This window comes from Stappia stellulata, from assembly GCF_020176715.1.
Classification (GTDB): Bacteria; Pseudomonadota; Alphaproteobacteria; order Rhizobiales; family Stappiaceae; genus Stappia.
Window position 1 is genome coordinate 15,704 of sequence record NZ_JAIVMF010000002.1, and the last position, 18,809, is coordinate 34,512.

Sequence of the window (18,809 nt, forward strand, 5' to 3'; positions counted from 1 at the left end):
CCCCGCTCCCGATATCGTGAAACGGCACCCTGCGGGGTGCCGTTTTGCATTCGGCCCGACGCCTGCTAGAAGGGAATGGTTCCCTTCAGCCTGATGCGCGTGCCCGACGCGACGCCTCCCGGTTTCCAGTGCCTTGTCATGACGTCACCTTCCGATCCTTCGGGCGCATCGGGCGCCCCGCCTCCGGTCGAGCCGTCCTCGCCGCCTGTCACCTCGCTGGGATGGGCCTTGCGCGGCATGCGCTCGGCCGTCTCGATCCCGGCGCTGATCCTGACCGCGGCGTTCGTCGGCTATGCGGGGCTTGCGCGCGAAAGCGGGCTGACGCTCGACCAGACGCTGATGATGACGGGTCTCGTGTGGGCTCTGCCCAGCATCGTCGTCCTGACCGGCGCGATCACCGGCGGCATGGGCATGATCTCCGCGGGCCTTGCGGTGGCGCTTGCCTCCGTGCGCTTGATGCCGATGACCATGGCGCTGATGCCGCTGTTGCGCGTTGAGGGCAAGACGAAGCGCTGGCATTTGCTGATAGCCTCGCATTTCGTCGCGGTCACCGCCTGGGTGTTCGCCATGCGCAATGTCCAGGACCTTCCGCGCGAGGCGCGCCTGCCGTTCTTTCTGGGGTTTGGCGCCAGCCTGACGGGCTTCGTGTTCTGCATGACGGGCGTGGCCTATGTGATGGTCGGCAGCCTGCCGCCGATGGTCGCCGGCGGGCTCTTCATGCTGACGCCGGTCTATTTCCTCTGTTCGCTCTGGGGCGCGTCGCGGATTTCCGCCGACAAGGCCGCCATGCTCGCAGGCCTTGTTCTCGGGCCGGTGTTTTATCTTCTCGCGCCGGAGCTGGATCTGCTCCTGACCGGGCTGGTTGGCGGCACGCTCGCCTATGTCGCCACGCGGTTGGCCCGACGGGGAGTGCGATGACGATGGCGGAGCTGTGGTGGTGGCCCTATGCGATGATCGTCGTTGCCGGTTGGCTCGCGACCGATGTCTGGCGCTGGCTGGGTGTGCTGTTCAGCGGACGCCTGCGCGAAGACAGCGAGCTGATGGTCTTCATCCGCAGCGTCGCAACGGCGCTTGTCGCCGGTGTGATCTCCAAGCTGGTGCTGTTTCCCGCCGGCGCGCTGGAAAGCGCACCGGTCGTGCTGCGGCTGGCGGCCGCGGTCTCCGGCTTCGCGGCCTTCCTGCTGTTCGGTCAGCGGGTCATTGTCGGCGTTCTGGCCGCCGAGGTTGTGCTGATCGGCGGATGGCTCCTTCTCGGCGGAAGTTGAGGACAGATCGAGGTCGGCGCCATGCTGCTGACAGGATGCTGTCAGCAGGACCCTGTCATGGTCTCCCCATGGCGCGCCGATGCGCCGCCCATCTGACACGGAGACCTGCAATGTCCACCGAAAAGCTGACGCTTCACTATGCCCCCCGGTCCCGGGCCAGCGCCACTCGCGCGCTTCTCGACGAGCTAGGCGCGCCTCATGAGCTGAATGTCCTCAACATCCGCGCGCGCGAGCAGAAGTCGCCGGCCTATCTGGCGATCAATCCGTTCGGCAAGGTGCCGGCCCTCAGCCACGGCGATGCGGTGCTGACGGAATCCATCGCCATCGCGCTCTATCTCGGCGATCTCTTCCCCGCGGCCGGACTGACGCCGATGCCGGGCGACCCGCGCCGCGGCGCCTATCTGCGATGGATGGTGTTTTATGCCGCAAGCTTCGAGCCGGCGCTGAGCGACAGGATGTACGGCCATGTGCCGCCGGCAAACGAATCCTCCTATGGCACCTTCGATCAGGTGATTGAGGCTCTGGCCGACCAGCTCGCGCGTGCTCCTTATATCCTCGGTGAGGACATCACGGTCGCCGACATCCAGTGGGGCGCGTCGCTGCAATGGGCGCTGGAGTTCAAGGCGATCCCGGACCGTCCGGTCTTTCGGGACTATGCAGCGCGGGTGACCGCGCGGCCGAGCTTCCAGCGCCTGTTTGAGGACGAGGCGCGGCTCGATGCCGAACACGAGGCTGCCGCCGCCTGAGCGGCGGGTGAGGTGGAGGTCGGGGCGCTTGGTGAGGTTGGCGCCCCGACTCCACGAGAAAGCGCTTGTCGCCCGGCTTATCTGCGTTGCGCGCGCGACGCCCTCAGTTGCCGAGCACGCCGCGGATCTTGCGGGCATGGGCGGCGAGCACCTCGCCGTCGGCCATGTCGCCGGTGTGCGGGCGCAGCTTTACGCCGTCGAAGCGCGGGATCACATGGACGTGGGTGTGAAACACCACCTGTCCGCCAGCACTTTCGGAAAACTGCTGGATCGTCGTGCCGTCGGCGTCGAAGGCTTTCATCACGGCGCGGGCGAGCCTTTGCACCGTTGCCATGACGGCGTTGAGGTCGTCTTCGGCAATGTCCAGGATGTTGCGCGAGGGGGCCTTGGGGATCACCAGCACATGGCCGTCGCCGCGCGGCATGATGTCCATGATGGCGAGCGTCTTGTCGTCCTCGTAGACGGTCTGGCTCGGCAGCTCGCCGCGCAGGATCTTGGCGAAGACATTCTGGTCGTCATATGGCACCGACATGGCAGGTTCCCTGAAAATGCGCGGTCCGGCAGACGCCGTCTCCGCTTGAAGTTCTGAATCAGCTTCACGTTCACATGCCGATTCAGCATGGTTGCATGCGCCGACTGAACGGTCTTTGAGGAAAAGATTCAAGTGCGGCGAAAGAGATGAGTCTTTTGAATCGCTTGGGCGAGGATCCTCAGCCGCGCTTGAAGGGCGAATAGGCCTCGGCAATCGCTTCGCCTTCGCGGCGCACGGCTTCACGCTCGCTCTCAAGATAGTCCGCGACCGCAGCGCGCAGGCCCGGATGCGCGATGAAGTGGGACGAGTAGGTCGGCGTCGGCAGATAGCCGCGCGCCAGCTTGTGTGCGCCCTGCGCTCCGGCCTCCACACGCGCCAGCCCGCGCTCGATCGCGAATTCGATGGCCTGGTAGTAGCAGACCTCGAAATGCAGGAACGGGTGGTCCTCCAGGCAGCCCCAGTTGCGCCCGAAGAGCGCATGCGAGCCGATCAGGTTGAGCGCCCCGGCGATCATCCGTCCCTCGCGCCGCACCATCACCAGCAGCACGCTGTGCGCCAGCCGTTCGCCGAGCAGGGAGAAGAAGCGGCGGTTGAGATAGGGGCGGCCCCATTTGCGCGCGCCGGTGTCCTCGTAGAAGGCGTGAAACGCATCCCAATGCGCTTCCGTCAGGTCCGCGCCCGTGACCCATTCGATCTCCAGCCCGGAGGCGAGCGCCTCGCGCCGTTCCTTGCGGATCTGCTTGCGCTTGCGCGAGGCGAGATCGCCGAGAAAGTCGTCGAAGCTGCCATAGCCCTTGTTGAGCCAGTGGAACTGCTGGTCGGTGCGTTGCAGGAAGCCGCGCTCGCCGGCGACCTCCCATTCGGCCGCGTTCAGGAAGGTGACATGCGCCGAGGAAGCGGAGCGCAGGCGGCACAATTCGCGCAGGCCGTCGGCAAGGGCGGCGATGGCGGCCGGGCGGTTGATGCCGGCGCCGCTCAGGAACCGCCGGCCCGTTGCCGGGGTAAAGGGCACGCAGGACTGAAGCTTGGGATAATAGCTGCCCCCGGCGCGGTGATAGGCGTCGGCCCAGGAATGGTCGAAGACATATTCGCCCATGGAATGGCTTTTCAGGTAGCAGGGCAGGGCGGCGACCGGGGTTCCGTCGGGTCCGTCCAGCACCAGGTGCTGGGGCAGCCAGCCGGTGTGTTCGCTGACGCAGCCGGACTCTTCCAGGATCGACAGAAAGTCGTGAGAAATGAACGGGTTGAATTCCGTTTCCTCAGAGATTGAATCGCCGCCTTCAGGTGCTGATTCAGGCGTCGCCCTGGGCGAGACGCGCCCGCCCTCGCCAAGTGTCCAGTGCGGATTGGCAAGCGCGTCCCAGTCGCGGCGGGAGATCTCCGCAAGCGAGGGAATGGCCCGCAATCCGAATTCCTGTGTCTCGTCGTCGCTTGCGCTCACGAAACCTGTGCCTTCATGTCGTTGAGAGTATCCATCGCGCGCAGCGCGCCCCCACACGACTTAGGGTGGCTGCCGAAAAAGGGGAGGGGCTGCGCGCCACTTCCCCTCCACTCGTCACAGGGCGGCGTCGGGGTCGAAGCCCTCGAAGACGATCTGGTCGGCAAAGGCGTTCGCGCGGGCGCGATCTTCCGGCGTGCGCACGGTCCAGGCGATCAAGGGCAGGCCGAACACCCGGCGCAGGGTGGCGGGTGCAAAGGCGGGCAGATCCTTGACCCAATAGGACACGAAGCTCGGGCGGATGCGCGGGGCATAAAGCATGTGCCGCAGCATGAAGCGCTCGATCCGGCTGGCGCGGCCCCACTCCTTCAGGTCGCGGGCGCCGTCGCCCAATGCGCCGCGCGGAATGTCGGGTGCGGCCTCGCGCATCATCTGCATGATGTCGGGGTCGAAGGACTTCACCGCCACAGGTCCCTTGTAGCGCCTCAGGCTTTCGGCGATGCCGGCGATATAGGCGTGCTTGGGGTGGCGCTCGAAGCGCGACTTGATCTCGATGCACAGGCCGACCCGGCCGTCGACCAGCTCGAGCAACTCGTCGAGCAGCCACAGCCGGTCGTCGGTGCCGCGCATCATCGCCGTGCGGAGGTCCGCCGCCGTGCGGGCCTTGACCGGTCCGGTCTCGAAGGTCAGCCGGTCCAGCGTGTCGTCGTGAAAGACGATGGCCCTGTCGTCGGCGCTTTGCTGCAGGTCGACCTCGATGGAGAATGCCTTCTCCATCGCGGCGGCAACGGCTGAGGGCGTGTTTTCGACGCAGCCGCGCGCCTTGTCGTGATAGCCGCGATGCGCGATCGGGCGCTCGGTCAGCCAGGAAAGATCGCGCATCTTTGCAAGTTTCCGTTGAAGAATGGCGCGGAACGGTCAGGCGACCTCGAAGATTGCGTCGATCTCGACTGCAACCCCGAACGGCAGGCCGGAAACGCCGACGGCGGCGCGGGCGTGGCGGCCCTTGTCGCCGAGCGCCTCGACCAGGAAATCGGACGCACCGTTGATCACTTTCGGCTGGTCGGTGAAATCGGGCGTGGAATTGACGAAACCCGAGATCTTCACCAGCCGCACGATGCGGTCGAGGTCGCCGAGTGCGGCCTTGGCCTGGGCGAGGAGGTTGATGGCGCACAGCTTTGCCGCCGCCTGGCCGTTCTCGAGCGAATAGTCGTCGCCGAGCTTGCCCTGATGCTCGATGCCGTTCGGCCCCATCGGAATCTGGCCGGAGATGAAAAGCTGATTGCCGGTCTGGACATAGGGGACATAGTTGGCGGCGGGCGCGGCCGCCTTGGGCAAGGTGATTCCCAGCGAGGAGATGTGGTTCTCGATTTCACCCGGCATTGGCAAATTCCTTTGGTCTGTCCGCGTCGCGCCGATTTTCGGCCGCCTGCAAAATTCGCCGGGAGAGTGACTGAATTTCCGAAGCGCTTCAAGCGTCGAACGGGTCTCCGGGCGACCTCGGGAACGGGAAAGGAAAATTCCCTTCACGGAAGGACTGGTCGGCGCCGCCCGGATGCGCGACATTGATGCGGGGTTCTGTCGAGGAGTAAACGATGAACATAACGCGTCTTGGCGTTGCCGCTGCCCGGACCGGCGCGACGGCGGTTGTCCTGGGAGCGGCGCTGTCCGGCGCTGCGCAGGCCGCGCCGACCGAGCTTCTGACGCATCGCGCGGTCTATGACCTGTCGCTGGCGGAAACCTCGCAGGCGGCCGGCATTTCCGGCGTCAGCGGGCGGATGGTCTATGAATTCACCGGCGGTCCCTGCGAGGGCTACAGCGTCGCGTTCCGCTTCGTCATCCAGGTGTCGGACGAACGCGGCCAGACGCGTGTGACCGACCTGCAGACGAGTTCCTTCGAGGATCCCGCCAGCAAAGCCTTTCAGTTCCTGTCGAAGACCTATGTGAACCGCAAGCTCAGCGAGGAAACCCGCGGGCGCGCGGAGCATGCCGACGATCACATTGCGCTCGACCTGAAGAAGCCGGACGAGCGCGAGGTGAGACTGTCGGGGACGGCATTGTTCCCCACCGAACACCTGCGGCGCCTGCTGGAAGCGGCGGACAAGGGGGAAACGATCCTCGTGGCGGACCTGTTCGACGGGTCGGAGACGGGTGACAAGGTCTATGAAACGACGTCGGTGATCGGCGCGCGGCGGGACGGGCCGGGCAGCCCTGGCGAGGAAGACGCCGGTGCGGTGGCGAAGATTGGCGATCATCCCCACTGGCCGGTCACGATCGCCTATTTCGACAGCGAGAGTGAGGACACGGGCGAGCGTATGCCGGCCTATCAGCTCGGGTTCCTGCTTTATGACAATGGCGTCAGCCGGCGGCTCAAGCTCGACTACGGCGACTTCGAGCTGCGCGGCAATCTGTCGGACCTGACGCTGATCGATCCGGTGACCTGCAAGCAATAGGAACCCGCGGCGATACGGCCGTCAGCGATCCCGCTGGCGGCGGATGTCGCCTGAGCGGGTGAGACCGAGTTCGACGGCGCTCTTGCCGAATTTCGAGCGCAGCGCATCGACCGCGCGCTCCGCGCGGGCGCGGCGTCCGGCGCCGTCGTCGACGAGATCGTCGGGGTCGGCATGGACGGGATCGGCGAACTCGCTGACGCCGATGCCGATCAGGCGGAACCGGCGTCCGTTCGTCTCGCCCCGCAGAAGATCGTCGCCGGCGCGAAAGATCCGGTCGGCAAGCTGGGTCGGCGCCGGCAGGCTGCGGGCCCGGGTCAGCGTCTTGAACTCGGCGGTCTTGAGTTTCAGCGTCACCGTGCGCCCGGCCATGTCGGCGGCTTTCAACCGCTCGGAGACCTGCTCTGAGAGCCGGCGCAGGATGGCGCGCAACTGGCCGTTATCGCCGATATCGGTGTTGAAGGTCGTCTCGTTGGAAATGCTCTTGGTGTCGCGCTCCGGCGACACCCGGCGTTCGTCGCGTCCATGGGCGAGGCTTGCAAGTCTCAGCCCCATCGCGCCGTATCGCCGGGCCAGATCCGTTGCCTCCATTGCCTGCAGTTGTCCGATGGTCTTCAGGCCTTCGCGGGCGAGCTTGTCCTGAAACACCTTGCCGACACCCCAGATCAGCCCCACCGGCTTGTCGGCGAGGAAGGTCCTGGCTTCCGCCGCGCCGATCACGGAAAAGCCGCGCGGCTTGTCGAGATCGGAAGCGATCTTGGCGAGAAACTTGTTGGCGGCGAGGCCGACGGACACGGTGATGCCGATGTCGCGCTCCACCTCGCGGGCGAAGCGCACCAGCGTTTCGGCAGGCGTTGCATGGTGAAGGCGCTCGGTGCCGGTGAGGTCGAGGAAGGCCTCGTCGATGGACAGCGGCTCGACCAGCGGCGTGAGCGCGAGCATGCGTGCGCGGATCTCGCGCCCGACGCTTGCGTATTTCTCCATGTCCGGGCGCACGACCACGGCGTCGGGACAGGCTTCCAGCGCCTTGAACATCGGCATGGCCGACCGCACGCCGCGGATGCGCGCGATATAGCAGCAGGTCGAGACGACGCCGCGCCGCCCGCCGCCGACGATCACCGGCTTGTCGAGAAGCTCCGGATTGTCGCGCTTTTCCACCGAGGCATAGAAGGCATCGCAATCGACATGGGCGATGGAGAGCGTGTCGAGTTCGTCATGGGCGAGGAGGCGCGGACTGCCGCAGGCGCTACAGCGGCGCGCGGCCGGCCTCAGGCGCGTGCCGCAATCGCGGCAGATCGACCCGCCTTGCGCGGGCGTCCGGCCCGCCGGGGATCCGTCCTTGTCTGTGGGAGAGGGCGACATTCCAGGAGCTCCGACGCGCAGCGCGAGGGCGTTTCCGGATCTAGTCGGAAAGGCATCTCGAAATATAGGCCTCGACGGCGCCCCAGTCATCGGTTTTCAGATGCACGCCGGCGATTGTGTCGGAGGTTGCGAAGAATCGCTTGTCGGCGACGAAATGGATCAGGATGCAATCGGCCAGAGTTGTCTGAACGGAGCGGATGTTCTGGGGGCTGTCGTCGATGAACACGACCGGTCCCGGGCGCCCGGCCGCAAGGGCTGCGACCGCGCCGCCCTTCGGCCCGGTGTTGGTGATCACCGGATACTGCATGTCGTGCTGCGAGAGGGTCCTGGCCCGTGTGTCCCGGTTCCAGGCCCCCGGCAGATTGGTCAGGAACACGATGTCGGCGTCCTGCGACAGGCGGCGCAGCGCCTGCGGCGCGCCCTCCACAGGCTGCTGCCTGTGCGTCCAGGTGTCGAAGAAGGTTTGCAGCAGACCCTTGATCTCGTCGGCGGGCAATGGCGCGCCATTGCGGTCTGCGATGTTGCCCGTCAGCTTGTAGTCGTGGCTGAGGAAGGCCAAGCCAAGGCTCTCCAGATGCTCTTCCAGATGCGCGATGAAATGCAGCGCCACCTCGTCGACGTCGCAGACCACCAGCGGACGCTCGCTGGTGTCGAGGGTCTCGATCTGGCGCAGCGTCTCGGCAAGCGCAGGCGTCGGCTCAGCCATCGGACAGGGCGGATCCGTCAAGCGCGTGGCGCGCGATGGCGATGCTGGTCGGCCGGTGGCCGCGGGCCTCGCAGAACGCCAGCAGCAGCGCTTCATGCGCCATGTAGAATTCCAGCACGCCGATCAGGAAGCCGTCTTCCTGGGCGGCGTCCCGGAGCTCGGCCGGACCTATGCCGGCAAGGGCGAGAAAGCGGCCAAGATGCTCCATGTCGCCCGCCAGATATGCCAATGCGTCGGCCGCGAGCGTTTCGGCTTCCTCGGCGCTGAGGCGGGATCGCTGTCCCAGGTTCATTTGCGTTTGCCTTTCCGAAACGAATTCCCTCTACGATATATGGTACCTATCGTGGGAAAGGGGCCAACGCCAGTCACGCTTGTGCGCGGGACGTTCGCAAGGACGGATCCGGTTGGGACAAGGTGGGCACGGCACGGGGACGAAGGCGATTGATATGGCAAAGACCGTGCTGATTGTTGAGGACAATGAACTCAACATGAAGCTGTTTCATGATTTGTTGGAAGCTCATGGCTATGAGACCCTCCAGACCCGCACGGGCATGGAGGCGCTTGAGCTTGCGCGCGCGCATCGTCCCGATCTGATTCTGATGGATATCCAGCTGCCGGAGGTCTCCGGTCTGGAAGTCACGAAGTGGATCAAGGAAGACGACGATCTGAAGACGATTCCCGTCATTGCGGTCACGGCGTTTGCAATGAAGGGCGATGAGGAGCGCATTCGCCAGGGCGGATGCGAGGCCTATATTTCCAAGCCGATTTCCGTGGCGAAATTCCTGGAAACCGTTCGCTCCTATCTGGGCGATTGACGCCACGCGAGGGGGCATGACAGGGCGCATTCTGGTCGTCGACGACGTTAAGGCCAATGTCCGGCTGCTCGAGGCCCGGCTCGGCGCCGAGTATTTCGACGTTCGCACGGCTTCGAGCGGTGCGGAAGCGCTGTCGATTGTCGCGACCTGGCCGTGCGACATCATCCTGCTCGACGTGATGATGCCCGGAATGGATGGATTCGAGGTCTGCCGGCGGCTCAAGGCCGACCCGAGAACCGCCCATATTCCGGTGGTGATGATCACGGCACTCGACCGGGTCGACGACCGCATCAAGGGATTGCGTGTCGGCGCGGATGAATTCCTGACCAAGCCGGTCAATGACATCGCGCTGGTTGCCCGGGTGAAGAACCTCGTGTCGCTCAAGCGGGCGAGCGACGAACTGCGGCTGCGCGCGCAGACCGGCTCGCAATTCGGGCTGGTGCCGGAGATCGAGCCGTCGATGGAGGCGGAAGGCCGGGTGCTCCTTGTCGACGACTGTGCCTCGTCGTCCCGACACCTCACCGCGATCCTGCGGCAGAATTGCCGGGTCGAGCTGGAGGTTGACGGCGCGCAGGCCCTGATCACGGCGGCGGAACGCGGCTATGAGACCATCGTGATCAATCTCGGGCTCGCGAAGTCCGATGCCCTGCGGCTGGTCTCGCAGCTCCGCGCGCTGGAGCGCACCCGGCTCGTGCCGATCATCCTGATCGCCGACCCCGACGAGTCCACGCGGACGCTACGGGCGCTGGAACTGGGTGTGAACGACTGCATCCTCCGTCCGGTCGAACGCACGGAGCTGGTGCTGCGCCTGCGTACCCAGATCGCGCGCAAACGTGCCAACGACCGGCTCGCCAGCGATGTCGAGCAGACCATTGCCATGGCGATCACGGATCCGTTGACCGGGTTGCGCAACCGCCACTACCTCACCTCGCATCTGTCGCGGCTCGTGCGGCAGGCAGGGGAGGCCGATTTGCCTCTTTCTGTGGTGATGATCGACATCGATCGCTTCAAGTCGATCAACGACACCCATGGCCACGATGCAGGGGACGCGGTGCTCAGGGAACTCGCCGGGCGGCTGCGCGGTCATGTGCGCGGGCTCGACATGGTGTGCCGTCTGGGGGGCGAGGAATTCCTCATCCTGATGCCGGAGACACCCGTCTCCGCCGCCGGGAAGGTCGCGGAGCGCCTGCGCGCGGTGATCGAGCGCCAGCCCTTCACATTGCCCGGGGCGACGGGCGAGGGGCTTTCGGTGACCGTGAGCCTCGGCGTTGCGGCGCATGAAGGCGCCGGAGACAGCGGCGATGCCTTGATCAAACGCGCCGACCAGGCGCTGTATCGCGCCAAGGGAGCCGGGCGCAACCGCGTCGTCTGTTTCCCGGACGGCTCCGATGCCGTTGAGACCGCGCAGGGCGCGCCGGACGCGCCCAGACGACCGGACACGCGCACCGGGACGGGCTGACGCCGTTCCCGCTCCGGTATCCGTGCTAGGGTTCCCGGGAAAAGCGGCGGGCATAGGCCGCCATCACATCCTCAAACACCGCATCGCGTTCGCGTTGGGCCTGTCGCAGGTCCCGCCGGCTAGACTCGAGCAAATAGCGCGCGCTGGAGCGGCGATCGCGGAGGCTTTCGCGCTCAAGGCGGCAGGCGCGCCTTGCCGCGCGATCCTCCTGCATGCAGTCGAGCGCGGCGATGCGCTCTCCAAGGTCGTCGACTTCGCGCCGGGAGCGTTCGAGGCTGCTTTCGCTCAGGCTGACATCCTCGTCGGCCTCTTTCAGCCGGTCGCCGAGCCGGCGCGCATCGTCGTAGTCGACCGCGAGATCCGCCGGGCAGGAAAACGACGGCCGTTTGCCGTTGCGCCCGTCCTCGAAGCCGCGCCGCGGCGTGCAATAGGCGCGCACACCCATGCGCCAGCCCTGCATGTAGGCATCCGTGTCGACGGCAATCGAGTGGCGTCCGCAATCCTCGACAACGTTGTCCAGGCGCGATGCCGGAAATCCCTGCAATGCATGGGCCTTGCCAATCGCCGGCCAGTCGCCGGCCTCGCATTGTTCGCGAGAGACGGTCGCGCAACTGGCAAGGAAAAGGACGGCACCGGCCACCGCGACGAAGCCCCAGATCTTCATGATGCAAATCCGCTTGTTTCAAATGGGTTTTTCGAAAGGCCGGTCAGAATTCCACTCATGCGTGTCTTTGGTTGAAATAAACCGTTTGGTTCCCCGGGCGCAAGAGCTGAAGACGAGACGCGGAATCCGCCCGCGCCGGCGCTGCGGTTTCGGGACAGTGCCGGCGCCGTTTCGGGAAGCCAGGCGGGTGTTTACCGCGTTCGTTTACATAAATTGTAAATAAAATGCTAACGGCACCGGGTTTGTATTGATTCGCAACGGGGTTTGGGTAGGCTGCCGGTTGTGATCAGATGCGTTTGTCAACTCGCATCATTTCATGATCGTCCCGATGCAGTGGCTGCAACGGGTCGACAGAAGCGTCCCACGGAAGGTTCAGGTCCGCCGCATCTCCTGACACCGTGGGGTTGACCGGTGCCCCGGCAGGCAGGAGTGGCCTCCTTGAAATGCCTGCGGGAGCACCGGTCGCCTTCTTTCACGGCCGCCCCGCACACTCCCGGCACGACTGGTTATTCCATTTTGCGCCGACGGTATCCTGTCGGCGCTTTCGCGCGCCGCACCCTTGCGTCATGCCGCGTGTTCCCGACAAACGAAAAAAGGCCCCATGAGGGACCTTTTTGCGTGTCGTTCCAGACAGTTCGCAGCGGCGGCGCTGAGTCTGCCGGGCGCGCCGGATCGTTACTTGATCTTGGCTTCGCGGAATTCGACGTGCTTCTTCGCGACCGGATCGTACTTCCGCTTGACCATCTTGTCGGTCATGGTGCGGGAGTTCTTCTTGGTCACATAGAAAAAGCCGGTGTCGGCCGTCGACAGCAACTTGATCTTGATGGTGTTCGCCTTGGCCATCGTTCTTGTCCTTGCACTGGTGTCCGGCACCGCGTTGCGAACCCCGAGACATCGAAGATCACGTTCCGCCGGAAAATCTTGGGAAACTTTGCGCGCACCATACGTTTCGCGCGGCATAAGTCAAGCGGGATCGCGGACGGTCTGCGAGCCGTCAGACTTCCTCCCGGGTGAAGCCGCTGCCTCGCCAATAATAAAACGGCACTGGGGTTGCCGGATCCAGATCCGGGTCGTGGCGAAGCCGGTTTTCCAGCTCTTCGATGATGGTCAGCGTGATCGTCGGCAGTTCCAGATCCTTGGCCTGGGTCAGCGTCAGCCAGTGCACATCCTCAAGCTCGCCGGACGGGCCGGTGCCCTCGGGCAGGCGGTCTGCGATCGCATCGGCGAACACGGCGAGGAAGCGCGTGTCGAATCGCCTCGGACGGCGCGGCGGGGTGATCGCGCGGGCGATCAGTCGCACAGGCGTGAGATCCGGAAGCAGGCTGCGATCCGAGAAGGCGGCCATGTCGCCGGTGCCGGTCCAGGGCGTGTCGCTCGGGGCGCCGACGAGAACGCCGGCCTCCTCATAGGTCTCCCGCGCCGCAGCTACGGTAAAGGCGCGCGCGCGGGCTTCCGTCTTCGGGCCCTTCATCGCGTGCATCAGCTTGTGGGCGACTTGCGGGTGATAGGCGCCCGTCACCGGGATGCGGCTGTCCTGCGGATCGACCCGCCCGCCGGGAAAGACGAACATGCCCGGCATGAAGCGGTGGCGCTGATGGCGCCGCCCCATGAGCACGCGCGGGCTGCCGCCCTGGCTGCGGTCGAGCACCAGAAGCGTCGCCGCATCCTTCGGGCGAATATTGGGATTGTTGGTGTGGCGTTCTGCCGCCGACAGGCGCCGGACGAGGTCCTCGCTCATCGTCCCTCGTTTCCGCCGCCAAAATCATACATCGGCTGGTCGTCGCCGATCGCGTTCGGGTCGAAGCCGTGCATGTAGTTGGCCCATTGCAGGCCGATGAGCGCGCCCTTGATCGGCGGCAGCGCCAGCAGAGAGGAAATCACGATCAGCGGCAGCCAGAGCACGAAATGCACCCACATGTCCGGGACGAAGGCGACCTCGACGGCAAGGGCGATCGGCAGGATGATATGGCCGACGATGAAGATCGTGAAATAGGGGGGCGCATCGTCCGCGCGGTGGTGGTGCAGTTCCTCGCCGCAGGCTTTGCACGTCGGCTCGACCTTCAGGTACTTGCCGAAGAGGCGTCCCTCGCCGCAGTTCGGGCACAGACCCTTGGCGCCGAGCAGCATCGCCCGACCCACATCGCGCTTCGGCTTCGATGCGGGAACGGGCGTGAGATCGGTCAGGCCTGCATAGGTGACTGTCATGTCCGTGGACCTTTCGACTTTCGGCTGCGGCCGGGCGCGCTCTTTCCGCTGCGGGGCCGGCCCTTGTGCTGTCGCTCGCCTTTGCTTTGCCGGGCAAAGCTGCGTTCGCGGGAACTCTTTCGCTTGTGATAGTGACCTTCGCTCAAAAGTTCAAACTGCAGCGAGCCGGCATAGGGGGCCGCTTCCACCAGTCGCACCTCGACGCGATCGCCCAAAGAGAAGGTTTCTCCTGTGGTTCGCCCCGACATGGAATGCGACGATTCGTCATAGTGGTAGTAGTCGTCGCCGATCGTTGAGGCCGGCACGAAACCATCCGCGCCGGTATCGTTGAGACGCACGAACAGGCCGGACTTCACGACGCCGGAGATCCGGCCGGTGAACCGGGCGCCGACCTGGTCGGACAGCCACAGGGCGATCAGCCGGTCGACCGTGTCGCGCTCCGCCAGCATCGCCCGACGTTCGGCAGCCGACACATCCGCGCCAATCGCTTCCAGTTTCGTCTCCATGCCGTCGGGCAGACCGTCGTCGCCGAGCTTCAGCGCCCGGATCAGGCCCCGGTGCACGATCAGATCGGCATAGCGGCGGATGGGCGAGGTGAAATGGGCGTAGCGCTTCAGGTTCAGCCCGAAATGGCCGATGTTGTCGGGCGAATATTCCGCCTGAGCCTGGCTGCGCAGGATCACCTGGTTGACGAGCTCAGCGTCGGGCAGGCCCTTCACCTTCCGCAAGATGCCGTTGAAGGTGGCCGGGCGCAGGCCGCCCGAGGGCGCAAGCCGGATGTCCAGGGTCGACAGGAACTCCTTCAGCGCCTCCAGCTTTTCCGGGCTCGAGGCGTCGTGGATCCGGTAGAGCAGGGGAACGCCGGCCCGCTCCAGCGTTTCGGCCGCGGCGACATTGGCCTGGATCATGAACTCCTCGATCAGCTTGTGCGCCTCGAGGCGTTCGGGAACGAAGACATCCTTGACGGTGCCGTCCTCCTTCAGCCGGATCTTGCGTTCCGGCAGGTCGAGGTCGAGCGGCTCACGGTCGCGCCGGGCGATCTTCAGGCTCTCGTAGGCGGCCCAGAGCGGCTTGAGGATGTCATTCAACACGGCCTCGCTGGTGTGGTCCGGCTCGCCGTCGATGGCGCCTTGCGCCTGCTGGTAGGAGAGCTTCACGGCCGAGCGCATCATCACCCGGTGGAAGCTGTGGCTCTTCTTCTGGCCCTTGGCATCGAGGATCATGCGCACGGCCATCGCTGCGCGGTCTTCGCCTTCCTTCAGCGAACACAGGCCGTTGGAGAGCTTCTCCGGCAGCATCGGAATGACGCGGTCGGGGAAATAGACCGAATTGCCGCGCAGATGCGCTTCGCGGTCGAGCGGTTCTCCGGGGCGGACATAGAAGGCCACATCGGCAATCGCGACCGTGACGATGTGACCGCCGGGATTGTCCGGGTCGGGATCCGGCTCGGCATGGACCGCGTCGTCGTGATCCTTTGCGTCGGCCGGATCGATGGTGATCAGCGGCAACTTGCGCCAGTCCTCGCGGCCCTTGAGCGTCGCCGGCACGGCCTGTTCGGCCGCCTCGATCACCCGGTCGGGAAAGCGGTGCGGGATGCCATGGGTGTGCAGCGCGATCTCGGAAACGGCCATCTCCGAATGCATCGCCCCGATGCGCTTGAGCACCTTGGCGCGCGTGTCGCCATAGCGGCCCGGGCCCTTGATGGTGGTGACGGAGATGAGGTCGCCGTCCTCCGCACCCTTGAGGTCGCTGGTGTCGATGTCGAGTTCGCGCTGCTTGCGGTCGATCGGCTCCAGGAAGGTGCGCCCGCGCGCGATGCGCAAAATGCCGAGAATGGAGGCGGCCTGGCGTTCCAGCAGCTTGATGATCCGTCCGGCCCGGGTCGCTTCCGGTCCGGTTTCGTCGCCGCTGATGCGCACCAGCAGGCGGTCGCCCAGACCGGCCGTGCGCGGCTGGCTTTGCCGGCGCTCCGGGACGACGAGGATCTTTGGCGGAGCGCCCTGTTCCTCCACGTCCCAGCTCGCCGGCTCGGCGATCAATTCGCCGTCCGCGTCGCGCGCGACCACCGTGACCACCAGCACCGCGGGGAGGTCGCCGGCCTTGATCAGTTTCTTCTGGCGTTTTTCAAGCAGGCCGTCGTCGGCCATGTCGCGCAGCAGGCGCTTGAGGTAGATCCGCGCCCCGCCGGTGATCCCGAAATGCCGCGCGATCTCGCGCTTGCCGGCCTTGCCGGGATTGTCGGCGACGAAGGCCATGATCTCGTCGCGTCCGGGCATCTGCGGCGTGCCGGCCGATTTTGTCGCCGTCTTCTTCGGTTTCGTCTTCTTCGGGCGGTTGGCGGTCAAGCGTCATCCTCTGCCACGGCCGTCTTGGCGGTGGCGGTCTTCTTTGCGGTTGTCTTCTTCGCGGCCGGTTTCTTGGTCGCAGCCGCCTTGGCGGTGGTCTTCTTCGCGGCGGGCTTTTTCGCTGCCGGTTTCTTGGCGGTCGCCTTCTTGGCCGCCGGCTTTCCCTTGCCGGTCTTTTCGATCTTGGCGGCGATCAGCGCAAGCGCCTCGTCGAGGGTCACGGCCTGCGGGTCGCTGCCCTTGGGAAGCGTCGCATTCACCTTGGCCCATTTCACGTAAGGCCCGTAGCGCCCGTCCTGGACGGTGATCGGACCGCCATCGGGATGATCGCCCAGTTCCTTCAGCGGCGGCGTGTTGCCCCGGCCGCGTCCCGCCTTGGCGCGTTTCTGCGCCAGGGCATCGACGGCGCGGTTGATGCCGACAGTGAACACCTCTTCCGCGCTTTCCAGATTGGCGTAGGTGCCGTCGTGGAGCACGAAGGGACCGTAGCGGCCGATGCCGGCGAGGATCTCCTTGCCGTCTTCCGGGTGCGGTCCGACCTCGCGCGGCAAAGACAAGAGCTGAAGCGCCTTGTCGAGGTCCATTTCCGACGCCTGCCAGCCGCGCGGCAGCGACGCGCGCTTGGGCTTGGCTTCCTCGCCGAGCTGGACATAGGGGCCGAAGCGGCCGGTGCGCAGGCTGACGTCCAGACCCGTTTCGGGATCCTGGCCGAGCACCTTGGGTCCGTCGGCGACTTCGGCGTCGCCATCCTTGCCGGAGGCGGACAGTTGGCGGGTGTAGCCACAATGGGGCGGGTTCTCGTTGGGCGTCTTGCCCTCGAGCTTTTCCTTGTCGTAGTTGGAGCAGCCGACGAAGGCGCCGAACCGGCTGACCTTGAGCGAGAGGCGGCCCTCGCCGCAGGCCGGACACTTGCGCGGATCCTCGCCGTTGCCCTGGTCCGGGAACACATGGGCCGCGAGCATTTCGTTCAAGGCTTCAAGCACCTCGGAGACCCTGAGGTCCTTGATGTCGTGGACCGAGGCGGAGAAGTCACGCCAGAAATCGCGCAAGACGTCCTTCCAGGACAATTCGCCGGCGGAGATGCGGTCGAGCTTCTCCTCCAACGCGGCGGTGAAGTCGTATTCGACGTAGCGGTTGAAGAAGCTCTCGAGGAAGGCAATGACAAGCCGGCCCTTGTCCTGCGGGATCAGCCGCTTGCCCTCGATCTCCACATAATCGCGGTCGCGCAGCGTCTGCAGCGTGGAGGCATAGGTGGAGGGACGGCCGATGCCGAGCTCTTCCATCTTCTTCACCAGCGTTGCCTCGGTGAAGCGCGCCGGCGGCTCGGTGAAATGCTGGGCGGTCTCGATCGAGTTGCGGCTGACGGCTTCGCCCTGCGACATTGCGGGCAGGCGGCGACCTTCTTCGTCTTCCTCGTCGTCCTTGCCTTCCTGATACAGCGCAAAAAACCCATCGAAGCGCACGACGGAACCGGTGGCACGCAGGGTGGCGCCCTTGCCGCCGGCCTTGGCGTCGATATCGACGGTGGTGCGCTCCAGAACGGCCGATTCCATCTGCGAGGCGATGGTGCGCTTCCAGATCAGTTCGTAAAGACGGGCCGCGTCCGGGTCCAGGTAGCGGGCCACGTCGCGCGGGCGGCGGGTCAGGTCGGTCGGGCGGATCGCCTCGTGGGCCTCCTGGGCGTTCTTGGCCTTGGAGGAATAGTGACGCGGCTTTTCCGGAACGTAATCGGTGCCGTAATCGGCGCCGATCACCTCGCGGGCGGAAGTGATCGCCTCGCCGGCGATCTGGACGCCGTCGGTCCGCATATAGGTGATGAGGCCGACGGTTTCGCCGCCGATGTCGGCGCCCTCATAGAGTTTCTGCGCGACCTGCATGGTTCGCGCCGCCGCGAAGCCGTGCTTGCGCGAGGCCTCCTGCTGCAGCGTGGAGGTGGTGAAGGGAGCCGCCGGATGGCGGCGCTGGGGCTTTGAATCGACGCTTGCGACCGTGAGCGCCGCAGCGTTCAGATGGGCGGCGATCTCGTCGGCTTCCGCCTTGGAGTGAATGTCGAGGCGGGCGAGCTTCTTGCCGTTGAACGCGGCGATGCGGGCCTGGAACGCGGAACCTTCCGCCGTCTTCAGGTTGGCCAGGACCGACCAGTATTCCTGGCTGACGAAGCGCTCGATCTCGCTTTCCCGGTCGCAGACGAGGCGAAGCGCCACGGATTGCACCCGGCCAGCCGAGCGGGCGCCCGGAAGCTTGCGCCACAACACCGGGGACAGGGTGAAGCCAACCAGATAGTCGAGGGCGCGGCGCGCGAGATAGGCGTCGACCAGCGGCTCGTCGATGTCGCGCGGGTTCTCCATCGCCTCGAGAATGGACTTCTTGGTAATGGCGTTGAAGACGACGCGCTGGACGGGCATGTCCTTGAGCAGGCGCTTCTTGCGCAAAACTTCAAGCACGTGCCACGAAATCGCTTCCCCCTCGCGGTCGGGGTCAGTGGCGAGGATCAGCCGGTCGGCGCCCTTGACGGCCTTCGCGATGTCGTTGAGGCGCTTCTGCGACTTGGCGTCGACGTCCCAGCTCATCTCGAAGTCTTCGTCGGGGCGGACCGATCCGTCCTTCGCCGGAAGGTCGCGCACGTGACCGTAGGAGGCGAGGACATGATAGTCCGAGCCTAGGTACTTGTTGATGGTCTTGGCCTTGGCCGGCGATTCAACAATGACGATATTCATGAGACCCCAAGCAGGAAAAGAAGCGCCTTGCGGCATGGGCGGCGCGAAGACGCGCGGCTCCGACGCGCACGAACGGCGCCGGACGATCCCCCAATTAGATAGCAA

The 18,809-nt window shown here is 65.4% G+C and carries 19 protein-coding genes; 6 read left to right on the forward strand and 13 right to left on the reverse strand.

Annotated features, from left to right (window positions below):
* Window positions 1-138 precede the first annotated feature (138 nt).
* The 3 genes from LC092_RS03030 to LC092_RS03040 all read left to right on the forward strand — a co-directional run bounded on the left by LC092_RS03030 (window position 139) and on the right by LC092_RS03040 (window position 2,011).
* Window positions 139-918 (forward strand): AzlC family ABC transporter permease, encoded by a 780-nt coding sequence (locus LC092_RS03030; RefSeq protein ID WP_224804952.1) that lies wholly within the window; start codon window positions 139-141, stop codon window positions 916-918.
* Between the two features lie 2 nt (window positions 919-920).
* The gene (locus tag LC092_RS03035; RefSeq protein ID WP_224805279.1) at window positions 921-1,265 is read left to right on the forward strand and encodes an AzlD domain-containing protein; all 345 of its coding nucleotides are present in this window, start codon (window positions 921-923) and stop codon (window positions 1,263-1,265) included.
* Window positions 1,266-1,375: 110 nt separating this feature from the next.
* Window positions 1,376-2,011, forward strand: coding sequence for a glutathione S-transferase family protein (locus LC092_RS03040; RefSeq protein WP_224804954.1), 636 nt, complete (start codon window positions 1,376-1,378; stop codon window positions 2,009-2,011).
* 103 nt (window positions 2,012-2,114) lie between these two features.
* Here the strand turns inward: LC092_RS03040 and LC092_RS03045 are convergent, their stop codons facing one another.
* From LC092_RS03045 to LC092_RS03060, 4 genes are all read right to left on the reverse strand, one after another.
* A complete protein-coding gene (locus LC092_RS03045) occupies window positions 2,115-2,543 on the reverse strand; it encodes an HIT family protein (RefSeq protein ID WP_224804956.1) in 429 nt (142 codons plus the stop codon).
* 178 nt (window positions 2,544-2,721) lie between these two features.
* Window positions 2,722-3,984 carry a GNAT family N-acetyltransferase gene (locus tag LC092_RS03050; protein WP_224804958.1) on the reverse strand — a complete coding sequence of 421 codons (1,263 nt, stop codon included), beginning with the start codon at window positions 3,982-3,984 and terminating at the stop codon, window positions 2,722-2,724.
* A gap of 114 nt (window positions 3,985-4,098) precedes the next feature.
* A complete protein-coding gene (locus LC092_RS03055) occupies window positions 4,099-4,863 on the reverse strand; it encodes a glycerophosphodiester phosphodiesterase family protein (RefSeq protein WP_224804960.1) in 765 nt (254 codons plus the stop codon).
* A gap of 36 nt (window positions 4,864-4,899) precedes the next feature.
* A complete protein-coding gene (locus LC092_RS03060) occupies window positions 4,900-5,364 on the reverse strand; it encodes a RidA family protein (protein WP_224804962.1) in 465 nt (154 codons plus the stop codon).
* Window positions 5,365-5,576: 212 nt separating this feature from the next.
* Between LC092_RS03060 and LC092_RS03065 the strand changes: the two genes are divergently transcribed.
* A complete protein-coding gene (locus LC092_RS03065; protein ID WP_224804964.1) occupies window positions 5,577-6,434 on the forward strand; it encodes a cell envelope integrity EipB family protein in 858 nt (285 codons plus the stop codon).
* A 21-nt stretch (window positions 6,435-6,455) separates the two neighbouring features.
* Here the strand turns inward: LC092_RS03065 and LC092_RS03070 are convergent, their stop codons facing one another.
* From LC092_RS03070 to LC092_RS03080, 3 genes are read right to left on the reverse strand one after another with little or no spacing between them, the layout of a single operon-like run.
* Complete coding sequence (locus LC092_RS03070; protein WP_224804966.1) at window positions 6,456-7,793, reverse strand: DNA polymerase IV; 1,338 nt, start codon at window positions 7,791-7,793, stop codon at window positions 6,456-6,458.
* Window positions 7,794-7,833: 40 nt separating this feature from the next.
* Window positions 7,834-8,499, reverse strand: a complete 666-nt coding sequence (locus tag LC092_RS03075; RefSeq protein ID WP_224804968.1) for a hypothetical protein — start codon at window positions 8,497-8,499, stop codon at window positions 7,834-7,836.
* Window positions 8,492-8,791: a DUF3572 domain-containing protein gene (locus LC092_RS03080; RefSeq protein WP_224804970.1), complete on the reverse strand. Its 300-nt coding sequence runs from the start codon at window positions 8,789-8,791 to the stop codon at window positions 8,492-8,494. The genes LC092_RS03075 and LC092_RS03080 overlap by 8 nt, the downstream gene beginning before the upstream one ends.
* Window positions 8,792-8,945: 154 nt before the next feature.
* Between LC092_RS03080 and LC092_RS03085 the strand changes: the two genes are divergently transcribed.
* The gene (locus LC092_RS03085; RefSeq protein ID WP_029057504.1) at window positions 8,946-9,314 is read left to right on the forward strand and encodes a response regulator; all 369 of its coding nucleotides are present in this window, start codon (window positions 8,946-8,948) and stop codon (window positions 9,312-9,314) included.
* A gap of 16 nt (window positions 9,315-9,330) precedes the next feature.
* Window positions 9,331-10,773 (forward strand): PleD family two-component system response regulator, encoded by a 1,443-nt coding sequence (locus tag LC092_RS03090; protein WP_224804971.1) that lies wholly within the window; start codon window positions 9,331-9,333, stop codon window positions 10,771-10,773.
* Between the two features lie 25 nt (window positions 10,774-10,798).
* On the opposite strand, the gene LC092_RS03095 is transcribed toward LC092_RS03090, so the two are convergent.
* The 6 genes from LC092_RS03095 to topA form a co-directional block, all read right to left on the reverse strand.
* Window positions 10,799-11,437, reverse strand: a complete 639-nt coding sequence (locus tag LC092_RS03095) for a DUF2799 domain-containing protein (protein WP_224804973.1) — start codon at window positions 11,435-11,437, stop codon at window positions 10,799-10,801.
* 675 nt (window positions 11,438-12,112) lie between these two features.
* On the reverse strand, window positions 12,113-12,280 hold the full coding sequence (rpmG, locus tag LC092_RS03100) for a 50S ribosomal protein L33 (protein WP_224804975.1): 168 nt from the start codon (window positions 12,278-12,280) through the stop codon (window positions 12,113-12,115).
* Between the two features lie 151 nt (window positions 12,281-12,431).
* A complete protein-coding gene (locus LC092_RS03105; protein WP_224804977.1) occupies window positions 12,432-13,175 on the reverse strand; it encodes an NUDIX hydrolase in 744 nt (247 codons plus the stop codon).
* A complete protein-coding gene (locus LC092_RS03110; protein WP_224804978.1) occupies window positions 13,172-13,642 on the reverse strand; it encodes a DUF983 domain-containing protein in 471 nt (156 codons plus the stop codon). The genes LC092_RS03105 and LC092_RS03110 overlap by 4 nt, the downstream gene beginning before the upstream one ends.
* On the reverse strand, window positions 13,639-15,918 hold the full coding sequence (rnr, locus tag LC092_RS03115; protein ID WP_224805280.1) for a ribonuclease R: 2,280 nt from the start codon (window positions 15,916-15,918) through the stop codon (window positions 13,639-13,641). The genes LC092_RS03110 and rnr overlap by 4 nt, the downstream gene beginning before the upstream one ends.
* Window positions 15,919-15,983: 65 nt before the next feature.
* Window positions 15,984-18,704 carry a type I DNA topoisomerase gene (gene topA, locus LC092_RS03120; protein ID WP_224804980.1) on the reverse strand — a complete coding sequence of 907 codons (2,721 nt, stop codon included), beginning with the start codon at window positions 18,702-18,704 and terminating at the stop codon, window positions 15,984-15,986.
* Between the last annotated feature and the right edge of the window lie 105 nt (window positions 18,705-18,809).